General features: G+C 29.6%; 12 protein-coding genes and 2 pseudogenes. 3 read left to right on the forward strand and 11 right to left on the reverse strand.

Going from position 1 to position 13,718, the window contains the following annotated elements:
- Nucleotides 1–27: 27 nt before the first annotated feature.
- The 8 genes from HLB29_RS03970 to HLB29_RS04005 form a co-directional block, all read right to left on the reverse strand.
- Entirely contained in the window at nucleotides 28–933 is a 906-nt protein-coding gene (locus tag HLB29_RS03970; protein ID WP_185623863.1) for a DUF4846 domain-containing protein, read from the reverse strand.
- Between the two features lie 30 nt (nucleotides 934–963).
- Nucleotides 964–1,743: a phosphatidate cytidylyltransferase gene (locus HLB29_RS03975; protein ID WP_185623864.1), complete on the reverse strand. Its 780-nt coding sequence runs from the start codon at nucleotides 1,741–1,743 to the stop codon at nucleotides 964–966.
- 12 nt (nucleotides 1,744–1,755) lie between these two features.
- Complete coding sequence (locus tag HLB29_RS03980) at nucleotides 1,756–2,487, reverse strand: isoprenyl transferase (RefSeq protein WP_185623865.1); 732 nt, start codon at nucleotides 2,485–2,487, stop codon at nucleotides 1,756–1,758.
- 186 nt (nucleotides 2,488–2,673) lie between these two features.
- Nucleotides 2,674–3,231: a ribosome recycling factor gene (gene frr / locus HLB29_RS03985; protein ID WP_185623866.1), complete on the reverse strand. Its 558-nt coding sequence runs from the start codon at nucleotides 3,229–3,231 to the stop codon at nucleotides 2,674–2,676.
- 53 nt (nucleotides 3,232–3,284) lie between these two features.
- On the reverse strand, nucleotides 3,285–3,989 hold the full coding sequence (gene pyrH / locus HLB29_RS03990; protein WP_185623867.1) for a UMP kinase: 705 nt from the start codon (nucleotides 3,987–3,989) through the stop codon (nucleotides 3,285–3,287).
- Between the two features lie 213 nt (nucleotides 3,990–4,202).
- On the reverse strand, nucleotides 4,203–5,111 hold the full coding sequence (gene tsf / locus HLB29_RS03995; RefSeq protein ID WP_185623868.1) for a translation elongation factor Ts: 909 nt from the start codon (nucleotides 5,109–5,111) through the stop codon (nucleotides 4,203–4,205).
- 91 nt (nucleotides 5,112–5,202) lie between these two features.
- Complete coding sequence (rpsB, locus tag HLB29_RS04000; protein ID WP_185623869.1) at nucleotides 5,203–5,961, reverse strand: 30S ribosomal protein S2; 759 nt, start codon at nucleotides 5,959–5,961, stop codon at nucleotides 5,203–5,205.
- A 163-nt stretch (nucleotides 5,962–6,124) separates the two neighbouring features.
- Nucleotides 6,125–7,234 (reverse strand): protein kinase domain-containing protein, encoded by a 1,110-nt coding sequence (locus HLB29_RS04005; RefSeq protein ID WP_185623870.1) that lies wholly within the window; start codon nucleotides 7,232–7,234, stop codon nucleotides 6,125–6,127.
- 161 nt (nucleotides 7,235–7,395) lie between these two features.
- Here HLB29_RS04005 and HLB29_RS04010 point away from each other — a divergent pair, with 161 nt between their 5' ends.
- Together HLB29_RS04010 and HLB29_RS04015 are read left to right on the forward strand one after the other, a co-directional pair.
- Nucleotides 7,396–7,986 carry a hypothetical protein gene (locus HLB29_RS04010; RefSeq protein WP_185623871.1) on the forward strand — a complete coding sequence of 197 codons (591 nt, stop codon included), beginning with the start codon at nucleotides 7,396–7,398 and terminating at the stop codon, nucleotides 7,984–7,986.
- 200 nt (nucleotides 7,987–8,186) lie between these two features.
- Nucleotides 8,187–9,059 (forward strand): annotated as a pseudogene (locus HLB29_RS04015) (IS256 family transposase); the annotation flags it as partial.
- Nucleotides 9,060–9,271: 212 nt separating this feature from the next.
- On the opposite strand, the pseudogene HLB29_RS09810 reads toward HLB29_RS04015, so the two are convergent.
- Nucleotides 9,272–9,481, reverse strand: a pseudogene (locus HLB29_RS09810) (ABC transporter ATP-binding protein); the annotation flags it as partial.
- Between the two features lie 206 nt (nucleotides 9,482–9,687).
- On the opposite strand from HLB29_RS09810, the gene HLB29_RS04025 reads away from it, so the two are divergent.
- Nucleotides 9,688–10,335, forward strand: a complete 648-nt coding sequence (locus HLB29_RS04025; protein WP_185623872.1) for a hypothetical protein — start codon at nucleotides 9,688–9,690, stop codon at nucleotides 10,333–10,335.
- A gap of 812 nt (nucleotides 10,336–11,147) precedes the next feature.
- On the opposite strand, the gene HLB29_RS04030 is transcribed toward HLB29_RS04025, so the two are convergent.
- The gene (locus tag HLB29_RS04030; protein ID WP_185623873.1) at nucleotides 11,148–12,482 is read right to left on the reverse strand and encodes an alanyl-tRNA editing protein; all 1,335 of its coding nucleotides are present in this window, start codon (nucleotides 12,480–12,482) and stop codon (nucleotides 11,148–11,150) included.
- 122 nt (nucleotides 12,483–12,604) lie between these two features.
- The gene (gene msrB / locus HLB29_RS04035) at nucleotides 12,605–13,552 is read right to left on the reverse strand and encodes a peptide-methionine (R)-S-oxide reductase MsrB (protein ID WP_185623874.1); all 948 of its coding nucleotides are present in this window, start codon (nucleotides 13,550–13,552) and stop codon (nucleotides 12,605–12,607) included.
- Nucleotides 13,553–13,718: the final 166 nt, after the last annotated feature.

Genomic DNA, 13,718 nt, shown 5'->3' on the forward strand with positions numbered 1-13,718 from the left:
ATTATTTATTTCCTGGAATTAAATTTCTTATTCATTGAATCTTTTCAGCTCATTTAACTCAAAGGTCCATTGTGGTGTTTTAAGTTTTCCTGAAGATTCAACTTCTTTTAATTTATACCAAGGTGATAATTCTTTATTTAGAGGATTAATCAACACCTGCGGTTGCTGGGCAGGCATATAAGACTGTGCTAACATAAATATCTTTTCACCTTTTTTATCAGTAGCCATATCTATAATCATTACAGCGTGTCCTACTCTTTTTGTTCCAGGGGTTCCACCTCTTACAAACATATCTCCTATTTCCATATCTTTAAAACTTATAGGACGTGTATCTTTCACAAGAGACAAAGTTCCACTATATCCATATACGGTATCCATAAACTTATTATAGACATTTTGATCTGCGGAAGGTTCTCCCATAAGAAAATATTCTCCACTTTCCGGATCGACTCTATATCCTCTGGTATATTTTTCAAAATCAGCTATACCACCTGATACGAATCTAAATTTTATATCAGAATATTTTTTCTGTTTATAAAGATAATCTCCTCTAAATTTATAACAGGCATCTGCACAATGCAGTAAATTTTTCCCCTCTAAATCTACATTGAATACAGAATCATACACACCATCGGATTTCTTCTCGCGTCCGTTATAATAGTATGACTTTTCACCATAAGGTTTCAATTCCTCATTTCTCAAGAAACTTGCGAAACTATTATCTTTAGTAATCACTCTCTTATATCCTTTTGGAGTATTATATCTAGTTTCTATATCATTTCCATCTTTATTTACAATATTATTTATATTAACATCTTGTTTTGACTTATTTTTTGAGGAATCTAAATTTTTACTATCTTTTTTACAACTGACTAGTGACAGAAATGTTGTTACTGCCAAGAGAATTATTAATCTTTTCTTGTTTTTATTCATAAAAAATCTCCTGTTCTTTATAAAATCTGTTTACTTTGCTAAATAAGTTAGCACTAAATATACATACGGAGCGACTAATATCACACTATCAAATCTGTCCAATACTCCTCCATGTCCCGGAATTATCTTTCCATAATCTTTTATTCCTACATACCTCTTTATGGAAGATGCAATTAAATCTCCCATTTGGGCAATTACACTACCAACAAATGATAGCAAAACCATAGAGCCAAAAGGTAATCTAAAAATTAAACCAAAAAGTACACAAAATGCAACACTTCCAAGTATACCACCTATACTTCCTTCTATTGTCTTTTTGGGGCTAATATCCGGTATAAGCTTATGCTTACCATAGTTTTTACCTACAAAATAAGCAAAAATATCAGTAGCAAAAGCGATTATAAAAATAAGCCAAACATATATGTGACCTTTATTAATATTATCTATTGTCATAATAATATAATTAAAACAGAAACAGACATAGAAAATACCTGAAAAAGTTATCGATACATCTATTACATTTCTTTTTTGCTTTAATACATAGATTATGGAAACAAAAAAAGCTATAAATAATATCAAAGATAACATCTCTGTTTTCCACTTAAAAATATTAGAAAACATCAATAGAACAGTATAAATATATCCAATTTCTTTTATTGGTATTACTTCTATATTCTCAAAAGCACTGTAAAATTCATGTAAGGCTATACTAATAATTATCGCACCTCCAACGTAAAGCGGAACCCCTTTAATAACTAATAGTATTAATAGAGGTAATAAAAATAGTGCTGAAATCAATCTCTGTTTCATAATACCCTCCCATTATTTTATACCACCAAATCTTCTATCTCTTTTTTGGTATGAATATATTGATTTTTGTAATTCTTTTTCATCAAAATCAGGCCAATGAATATCCGTATAATAAAACTCAGAATATGCCACTTCCCACAATAAAAAATTGCTTAACCTTTGTTCTCCACTTGTTCTAATAACCAAGTCAGGATCTATAATACTCTTTGTGCTCAAATAAGAAGAAAATAAATCTTCATCTATATCAGATATATTCAACCTTTCGTCTCTAACGTCTAAAGCAATAGACTTAATTGATTCTATAATATCAGCACGTCCACCATAATTTAATGCAAGTGAAAGTACCAGCCCATCATTGTCTTTAGTTTTTTCAATAGATTTATTGAGTTCAATTACACATGGTTCTGGAAGTTTCGTTATATCACCTATCGTTAATATCTTTACATTATTTTTATGCAATTCATCAAGCTCTTTTCTCAAATAACTTACAAGTAAAGTCATCAAGGCTGAAACTTCTTCTTTTGGTCTTTTCCAATTTTCTGTAGAGAAAGCATATAAAGTAAGATATCCAACTCCTAGTCTGGAACATTCTTTCACAACTTTTCTAATCGTTTCTACACCTGCTTTATGTCCAAAAGTCCTTGGCATCATTTTCGATTTTGCCCATCGTCCATTTCCATCCATTATTATAGCTATATGCTTAGGCACTTTTTCTAAATCTATATCATAAAATAAATTTTCCATATTTAAACTCTATACAAAAAAGTATACTCCTTTCGTTCTTCTCTATTAATTATTATATCATAGATTTTTTTATATCATACAAAAATACCTACATAATATTTAATATTATCTACATTAATATTATATCATATATCTTCTATATGATTTTTACAACAAATAAAAAAGAAGGGCTATGCCCTTCCCAATTTATACTGCCATAATATCTTTTTCTTTTTCTGCTGTAAGAGTTTCAATAATTTTAATGTACTTATCTGTCATCTTTTGAACTTCATCAGTTGCTTTCTTAGCATCATCTTCAGTTAATTCACCAGCTTTTTCCATCTTTTTTATCTTATCATTTGCATCTCTTCTTTCATTTCTTATTCTTACTTTAAAAGTTTCAGATGCTTTTGATGCTTTTTTAGCCAACTCTTTTCTTCTTTCTTCAGTCAATTGAGGTACTACAATTCTTATTACAGAACCATCATTAGTAGGTGCAATTCCTATATCAGAATCCGAGATAGCTTTTTCTATTGAATGAATTGAGCTTTTATCCCATGGAGTAATAGTAAGTATTCTTCCTTCTGATACTGCTATTGCCGCCATCTGATTTACCGGAGTTGGAGTTCCATAATAATCAACTCTTACCTTATCAAGCATTGATTGATTTGCTCTGCCCGCTCTTATAGTACCAAATTCAAATTTTAAAGAATCAATAGTTTTATCCATTTGTTCTTCTAATTGAACATGAATATCCAATTTCATAATAATACCTCCTGTAAGTAAACATAAATATTTTATTACCTATATTATACTATTTATTCCACTGTTGTTCCAATATTTTCTCCATAAACAACTTTAATTATATTTTCTGTAGATAATTCAAACACCTTTATAGTAATTTTATTATCCATACATAGTGATGTTGCAGTTGAATCCATAACTTTTAATTCTTTATTTATAACTTCCATATATGTAAGATTTTCAAATTTTCTAGCATTAGAATTAGTTTTAGGATCTTTATCATATACCGCATCTACATTTTTTGCTAGCAGTATAACATCTGCTTCCATTTCAGCCGCTCTAAGTGCTGCAGCAGTATCTGTTGAGAAATATGGATTTCCGGTGCCGGCTCCAAATATGACTACTCTCCCTTTTTCTAAATGTCTTACTGCTCTTCTTCTTATATAGGGTTCAGCAACTTGCCTCATCTCTATACCCGTTTGTACACGTGTAGGAACCTCAATATTTTCAAGAGAATCCTGTAATGCCATTGCATTCATAACTGTTGCCAACATCCCTATATAGTCGGCGGTTGTTCTATCCATTCCCTTATTGGTTCTGCCTCTCCAAAAGTTTCCACCACCTACAACAACGGCTACTTCAACTCCTACATCTATTAATTCCTTAATTCCCAAAGATATATCTTTAAGAACATCGTTATTTATACCAAATCCTGTTCCTCCAGAAAGTGCCTCTCCACTTATCTTTAACAAAACTCTTTTATACATAGGTTTAGCCATTTTAAATCTCCTTTTATTACTCTTTTATAATTTTATTATGAAGTTAATCTATTTTGTAAAATTCTTTTATAAAATATCAAAAATCATAATCACTAAAAACAAATATTTCTATACTTATAAAAACGAAAACATTAAATCTAAATCAACTTCTTATATATAATAGTTTATCGCGTTTTAAAAAAGAGAACACAAATAGTGTCCTCTTAATTTTCATTACTTAAGCTGCTTAGCAACTTCATCAGCGAAGTTTTCTTCTCTCTTTTCCATGCCTTCACCAACTTCATATCTAGTAACACTAGATACCTTAATATCGCTTCCAACTTCCTTAGCAATATTAGTTATTAATTTAGCAATAGTCAACTCAGAATCCTTTACAAAAACCTGATCTAAAAGACAAACTTCTTTTAGTTCTTTATTTAGTCTTCCTACAACCATCTTTTCAACAATTTCAGCCGGTTTTCCTTCATTCAGAGCCTGCTGAGTTAATACTTCTTTTTCATGAGCGATATATTCCTGATCAACGTCATCTCTAGATACGTATTTTGGATTCATCGCAGCAACCTGCATAGCTATATCTTTACCTAATTTAAGAACTTTTTCATCCTTTGATTCAGTTTCAAGATTTACTAATACACCTATTTTTCCACCACCATGAATATATCCAGCTATTACGCCATTTGAAACGACTTTCACAAATCTTCTTACATCAAGTTTTTCTCCAATTGTAGCAATTCTATCATTTAATACATCCTGAAGTGGTTTGCCTTCTCTATGGTTAGAAGCCAATAATTCAGATACATCTGAAAAATCATTTTCTAATACCATTTCAGTTACATCATTAACAAAAGTCTTGAAATCTTCGTTTTTAGCAACAAAATCAGTTTCAGAGTTAACTTCTGTTATTGCAGCTACTGTATTATCTGAATTTAATTTTATAGTAACAAGCCCTTCTGCAGCAATTCTATCAGCTTTTTTAGCCGCTTTAGAAAGACCTTTTTCTCTTAATATGTCAATTGCTCTATCCATATCGCCTTCAGCTTCTGTAAGAGCTTTTTTGCAGTCCATCATTCCTGCACCTGTTGTTTCTCTTAATTCTTTTACCATCTGAGCAGTTATTGCCATTGTAAAATCCTCCTATTAAAAAATAATTTTTTATTCACAAAATGGTAAGGGCATTGCCCTTACCATAAGCTCTCCATCTTAAATGTATTAATTACACTTCTTCTGTAGTTTCTTCAGTTACCTCTTCAACTTCCTCAACTTCAGACTCTTCTACAGCTACATCATCAACACCTTGTCTAGCTTCGATTACAGCATTTGCCATTGCAGCAGTTATTAATTTTACAGCTCTTATAGCATCATCATTTGCTGGGATTGGGAAATCTACTTCATCCGGATCACAGTTTGTATCTACTGTAGCAATTACTGGGATTCCTAATCTATGAGCTTCCTGTATAGCTATATTTTCTTTTCTTGGATCAACTACGAATAAAGCAGCTGGCAATTCCGGCATATCTTTGATACCACCTAAGAATTTTTCAAGCTTATCTTTTTCAGCTCTCAATCTGATAACTTCTTTCTTTGGAAGTACATCAAATGTACCATCTTCTTCCATAGCTTCTAGTTCTCTCAACTTCTGAATTCTAGTCTTAATAGTCTTGTGGTTAGTAAGCATACCACCTAACCATCTTTCATTTACGAAGAACATTCCACATCTCTGAGCTTCATCCTTGATAGCTTCCTGAGCTTGTTTTTTTGTTCCAACGAAAAGAATTGGTTTACCCGTTTCTGCAATTTCCTGCATAAACTTATAGGCTTCATCAATTTTCTTAACTGTTTTCTGTAAGTCGATGATATATATTCCATTTCTTTCTGTAAATATAAATCTCGCCATCTTTGGGTTCCATCTTCTTGTCTGGTGACCGAAATGCACACCAGCTTCAAGTAACTGTTTCATTGAAATTACTGACATTAATTTTTCCTCCTTGGTTTTTACATCCAGCACGATCTACTTCCTAAAAAACCACTATGGCACCTTTTAAGAATCCCGTTGCTGTGTTTAATATTATTAGTTTTTAAAATAACCTTTATTATTTTATCATTATTAGATATTCATGTCAATACTTTTGATAGTATTAGATTAAAATCGAATAAATCATACCAAAAACAATCATTGCAACTATCAAAACGACTATGGCTTTTTTATAAATACTCAAATCTTTACTCTTAGGTTTCGAGTTCTTTTTCTTACTATCTGTATTCAAATTCGCCATTCTCTTTTGTCGTTCTTGTTCTTCAAGTGCTTTATGTATATCTTTCAAATAAATTTGATTAGTTTTATAAAAATCTTCCGGATCAATTCTTCCTGTCTTATCTAATACAGACTCTAAATCAGGTTTTATTGCACTATTGATAGCTTCAGTATCTATTTTTTGAGTTTTGTACATAAAATGACTTAAACTCATTATTATTTCATTGTAATTTTTATAGCATAAATTATCATTTCGCTCAAGTAATTTTTTAATTATTTCAATAAATTCCCTATTCTGATCATTTAAGTTTATTTTTGACCAAATTACCCCTTTATCAATGGCTTTCATTAGTTGTTTTTCTGTATGTGCTTCATAAAAAGGAAATTTCTTAAACGTAGCTTCATATAAAATCAACCCTAAACAATACAAATCCGTTTTTATATCAGTGAAATCTATTGATAATTGAGATGGTGATAAGTACTTAAGGTTTCCTGAACATCTAATATTTGTACCCCTATTAGCTTCAGTTATGCCAAAATCTACTATTTTTATGTTATATTTGTCATCAACCAGTATATCATCCGGTTTCAGAGAACCATGATTTTTCCCAAGAGAGTTATATACCTGCAATGCTTTAACGGTCTGTGTAGCAATTCTTATTAGAGCATCTAAATGCAAATAAGCCCCTTTATTTAAAGTTGCAAGAGACACACCATTAAAATTCTCATATACTATATAATATAGCAAATTATCAACTGTTCTATGAACACCTACATCAACTATTCCCAAAATATACGGACATTTCAAATCATTAATCAATAAGCTCTCATCAATAAGATTAGGAATGAAATCCAAACTAATATATCTATTATTTTCTATTATCTTTATTTTTACATTGATGTTTTTTTCTGAATCATATGCATTATATAATTTATTTTCTTCTATATAAACGGGTCTATCTGTTATCTCATATCTATTTCCTATAAATATCACTTTTTTCCCTCCTATTCATAAGAGTCCAAACCTTCTACATTAATTTTAACATAAATGCAAAAATCTTTCTATGTAAATATAAACGATATTGACTTAAATGAATAAATTTTATATAATTGTATTGTCAAAGATATTGATTTTACATGAAAGGAGGATTTTTTATGAGTGATAATAACAAGAAAAAAACAGGTGGAAAAACTATTAATTTTGCCGAAAGAAAAAAAGCTATAAGTAACAAGCAATCTGAACAAAATCCTCAAAAGGGAATCATCAATGACAATCGTGTTATTCAATATGACATTAATAAGATGAGAGAACAAATAAATCAGCAAACTAAAAATAAAAAGAGTAAATTTCAAAATTTTTCTGGATTACATCCTCTTTGGGTAAAAGCCGTTTACTTAATAATTTTAATACTCTTTATAATTCTGGTGGCCTCTAAGCTCACTAATAATTTTGGAATTGTGAATAAAAATTCAATACCGGATAAGTTTATATATCAAACATCTAAACTTACCGACAATGAAACTACAAAATATGAGGCACTAATTGATACCAGCATAAAAAAATATGTAAATTCTAATGGAGAGTTAGATGTTGTTACAACTTCAATTCACAAAAACGATAAATACATATATGCTAATGGATATTTTATCTATCCTGATGACTCCGACAGAATATACTTTGATGCAAAGATTGAATCCGAAAAAATCAGTTCAATTGTTGTAAACGGGTATGAACTTCTAAAATAGTGATAAAATTTTTAACGTAAATAATAATAGAAATTTAGAATAGTTAATAATACAAGTTTGGAAATTTAGTTGAATACTAAACAAAAAATAATGAATTGAAATTAAAAAGCTATACAAAATTTGAGAGTATGCAAAAAACTCTGTAAATTAAAATAAGTCCTTCTATGGTAAAATATAATTATCATAGGAGGACTTTTAAAATGGGAAGAAGAAAAAAAGAACCAATGAATCCGGCAAAGAAAAATATTGTAAGTGAATTAATTAAGACTTATGATATCAAAACTGCAAAAGATATTCAGGAAGCACTAAAAGACTTACTGGGAGAAACTCTGCAAGACATGCTGGAAGCAGAAATGAATGAACATCTTGGCTATGAAAAATATACTCGAGATGATGAATCAAACAACTATAGGAACGGATATAAGACTAAGAAAGTCAGAAGTTCAATGGGAGAACTTGAAATTAACGTCCCTCAGGATAGAGACTCAGAGTTTGAGCCTCAGATAGTAAAAAAGAGACAAAAGGATATATCAGAAATTGAGCAGAAGATAATAAACCTTTATGCATCAGGAATGAGTAATAAAACCATAATAGAGGAAATAGAAGATATATACGGATTTGAGCTATCAAAATCTCTAATATCAGATATTACCGATAAGGTAATACCAAAGATAGAGGAATGGAAAAACAGGCCTTTGGATCCTATATATCCGGTGATATACATCGATGCTGTTCACTTCTCGGTAAAAGATTCCGGTATAGTAAAAAAGAGAGCTGCATATATAGTTTTAGGCATAAATAAAGACGGCGTAAAGGAAGTTCTAGGAATGTATATAGGAGATGCAGAATCATCAAAATACTGGCTTTCAATCCTCAATGAATTAAAAAACAGGGGTCTTAAGGACATAATAATCCTTTGTGCAGATGGCTTATCAGGTATAAAAGAATCGATTAATGCAGCCTTTCCTAATACAGAATACCAAAGATGTATAGTACATCAAGTTAGAAATACATTGAAATATGTATCCTATAAGGACAAGAAGGAATTTGCAAGTGATTTAAAAAGCATATATTTATCTAACATAGTATGAAAACAGAGCAGGCTTTTTGTAAAGCCAACCCTGCAGTCATTTATTATATAAATTTAAGTTGTCTAAATTGACAAAATTACCATAGAAGGCAAATTTACAGAAAAAATTCTATACTCTCATCACCAACATTATTTGACAGAGAGCCTTTTTAATTTACAGAGTTTTTTGCATACTCTCTAAATAGTCGTTTATTTTTACTCCTGTCCACTCTTAATTTTACCATCAGATACAGTAATTATTCTATCAGCTTCATCAGCAATTTCAAGGTTATGAGTAATCATTATAAGTGTTGTATTATACTTTTTTATAATTCTTTTTAGAAGAGCCATTACTTCATAAGTTGTTTTACTGTCTAAGTTACCAGTAGGTTCATCAGCAAAGATAATAGATGGTTTGTTTGATATGCAACTTTAAAAAAATAATATATTAGTTTTAGTGTATCTATAGCTAGTGATTTACAGATTATAATATGCTCTATATCTACTGAATATTTTTATCGTATTCTATAATATATATTTTTTTATTATTCAAAAATATTTCCTCATAAATGATTGACAACTATTCAGAAATATGTTAATATTCAGATAAATGATTTTTAGGAGATAATACTATGTTAGTTAAAATTAAGAAACCAGTTTTAGTCGTTTTGTCAGCGTTAATGATTTTTACATTTACAGCTCCAAGCTTTGCTAAATCAAGTGTAGACATTGAACAAGATATATATATTAACAATGTTCAAGAAAATGTTTTAATTCAAGATAAAGAATATAGCTATAAATATAGTTATAATAGCGCAAGTAATGATAATATAACATACATAACAGACACACAAACTGGGCAATCAGATACTTTAATTCATGATAAAGAAACCGGCATTTTTTATTTGAATGGTCAAAAGGTTGCTGAAATAAAGGATGATTTAGATATCCCTACTCAAATATTAAGAGCTGGATCGTATTGGAAGCACATATCTAATTCCAGTACCTATATTTCATGGAAGAAGGGTCTTGCTGCAGCAGTTGTTGCTGGCATAATAGCTGGTGCATTTGGTAAAGGAGCAACAGTAGCTGCTGTTTTAGGATCTGTAGGTGCATCTACTCTTGGATACATCTCTAGTAGCTTTGTGGGTGGGCATTTGTATTGGACAAAATGGTATCATGTAAATTTACTAAATTACCACTATAAAATCGATTGGGCTATTAAAGCTCCTAATGGAAAAAGATTTGGAACTTATTATATACAATATACTCTAGAGTAAATATTATGAAGTACTGTAAAATATGTGGATATAAATTTACTTTTAAAGATAGAATAAAAGGTTGTCTCAGATTGCAATCAAAGCACACTCTTGAATGCAGTGAATGTGGATCCTTTTACATAGCAGAAGCTACCATTTATAGTTTTTTATACAACTTTATACTTGGTTTTCTTCTTTGTTCTTTTATAATTTTTGTTTCTAATAAAATGATATATATTGTAATCAATATTTTAATTTTTATATTATTGAATAGCCTGTATTACTTAACCAGTCATAAGTTCCAAAAATATAAGTTAAAAATTAAGTAAAAAGGGGAGTCCTATCTCCCATTCAAAGCCTATACAAAGTCTCTTAAGTCATTCATAATTTAAGGGACTTTTTTTCGGTTGTATAATCCTCACCAGAATACTCCGTTTAACTAAAGAAAAAGCCTACAGTCTGGTACACTATAGGCTCTTTTTAAATAACAAATGGTTAATCTCTTTGGCTACATATATTTAACATAGCTTCATTTATATAGTGTTACCTATATACAAATTAGCGCATTTTTGATTACTGCTATTAGATGCTATATATTTAAATCTTATTTCTTTTTTTCAATACTATCTAAGAGAATTAAAAATAATCCTATCATAAACAATTTACTTCTGCTAAAATATATAACATTAAAAATTTCAGAAAATCTAACTAGTTCTATATCAACTGGTCTGAAATTAAATACATACCATGAAGAAAAAATACATATTAGTATATCAATTATTATTAATATGATTCCTACATCTTTTTTATTAATTGAATAAATTATTTAAATGCTACAAATAAGACTTTAACAAATCACTTACTGCTTCTTTACTTTTTTTCATAAATAAATCTAAATTCTGATTTATATTACCCCTGCCATTGGCAACAAAGTTGGATCCTCCACCTTTGGCATCTATCAAATCTGCATTTTCCTTGAATAATTTCCCCATCCCTAAATTAGGTATTTGTTTTACTAATTCTTTTGAGACCATAAAGATAATTTCATTATGTTCTTTTAATTTATTTGCAAATAATACAACAGCTTTATTATTTTCCGCAATATATTTCGCTAATTCAACTAATAAATCACTTTTTTCGCCATCAAATATTTTATTTACTAAAAAAACATCATTATTAGTTCCTAAATATTCTTTTTCTAATTTATCAAACTCAAATAAAATAACCTTTTTAGTCAAATATTTTTGCATTTCATGAAATTCATCTTTTTTATTTTCAAGATTATCAATTGCATTTTCTATATTATTCTCACTACAATTAAATTTCTTCAATACCCTATCAAATATATTATCTCTGTTTAAAACGTAATCAATAGCTCTTTTACCTGCCAAATACTCTATCCTGGTTCCATCTTTATGTTTTAGATATTTTTTTATTTTGATAAATTTAATATCTTTTGTATTTAGAGCGTGTACACCACAACAAGCATTAATATCAAGTTCTCCAATTTTTAATACTCGTATTTCATCATCCGTATCAGGCAAAGGTCTTCTAGTATATATTTCCTTGTTTTCTTTATCAATCTCATAGTTTTCAATTTCAATAGATTGATTGATCACATCATTGGCATATTTTTCAACTTTCATTATCATTTCATCATTGAAATCCCCTTCAATATCAAGTTGAGAAAAATCTTTACCAATATGCAATCCCTTTGTATTTCTAGAAAATAATTTAAAAAAACATCCCGACAATATATGTTGTGCGGTATGCTGATGCATATTATCTTCCCTCTTATCCCAGTCCAAAACTAACTCGACTTTTACTCCGGGCTTCAGTTTTTCTTCAATAGCAATATCCCTTTTTTTAAAATTTTCTATTTTTTGATTCTCTTTATTTTTTAAATTCTGTTTCTCTCTCAAAAAATGTATGTTTCCATCTGCTCTTGAAATTACATTGTCGAGAATTAAATTTTCATCCGAGTAATTATCATCTAATATTTTTATAAATCCGGAATCTCCAACCTGACCACCGCCTCCTGGGAAAAAAATATCTTCTTCAAATACTATTCCAAATTTATCTTGAAAATCAACTATATCCTTAATTTTTGTTACTATACTTTTTCGATACCTGTCTGTATAATATAACTTTTCCACTCTATCACTCATGTCAAATCTCCAAACTAAGTTCCCTAAATCAAACAAATCTTTATCAATAATTTGTATATAAATTCCTCATGATAATTAAACTGCCAAATGAATTATTCATATGACAGTTTATTGTAAAAATTTTACTTAACATACTTTTTGTAGTCGCTATAGCCTTCTTTGTCCATTTCATCAAATGGTACAAATCTTACTGATGCGGAATTAATACAATATCTCATACCGCCTAATTCTTCCGGACCATCCTCAAATACATGCCCCAAATGTGAATTTGCATTAAGGCTTCTAACTTCTACTCTCTGCATTCCAAGGGAATAATCCACTCTTTCCATTACATTAGTATCTATTATAGGTCTTGAAAAAGCCGGCCAACCACATCCTGACTCAAATTTATCTGTAGAACTAAATAACGGCTTTCCATCTACTATATCCACATAAATTCCTTTCTCAAAATTAGTATTGTACTCATTTTCAAAAGGAACTTCGGTCATATCATTTTGAGTGACTTCAAATTGTATATCTGTTAATCTGCTTTTCAATTTTTCTCTATCAATATTATTTCTATCCCAATAACTTTTTACAAAATTATATCTACCGGAACGCTTGTAATACATATTATAATGACCTTCATTTTTAATATGATAATTCTGATGTTTATCTTCAGCCTCATAAAAATTCTCTAACTTTATAATCTCAGTGCACACTTTTTTACCATATTTTTCTTCCAAATCTTTCTTGGAGTTTTCTGCTTCAATTTTCTGTTCGTCATCCGAATAAAAAATAGCAGTTCTATACTGATTACCTCTATCCACAAACTGACCACCATCATCAAAAGGATCTATATTTTTCCAGAAAATATTTAATATATCCCTATAGGTTATCTTTTCATCATCAAAATAAACTTGAAAAGACTCATAATGTCCCGTATTTCCTCTGACTACTTCTTCATAAGTTGGATTTTCTTTATCTCCGCCACAATATCCAACTACAACTTTTTCCACTCCGTCATAAGCAGTATATGGTTTTATCATACACCAAAAACATCCCCCGGCTAACGTCGCTATTTTTTTCATATTTTCATCTCCTTCTTTAAATAATATAGTGTTGACCCAAAAGTTTAAAGAAATAAAATACATAGTAATAAAAAACCTCTATACCTTAAACACATAATATACATAATATACATATAAAAATATTTCCATATTCACTATCACAAATATATAGACTTTCAAGTCAACT

Origin of the sequence: Peptostreptococcus canis, assembly GCF_014229965.1 — a bacterium.
Classification (GTDB): domain Bacteria; phylum Bacillota; class Clostridia; order Peptostreptococcales; family Peptostreptococcaceae; genus Peptostreptococcus; species Peptostreptococcus canis.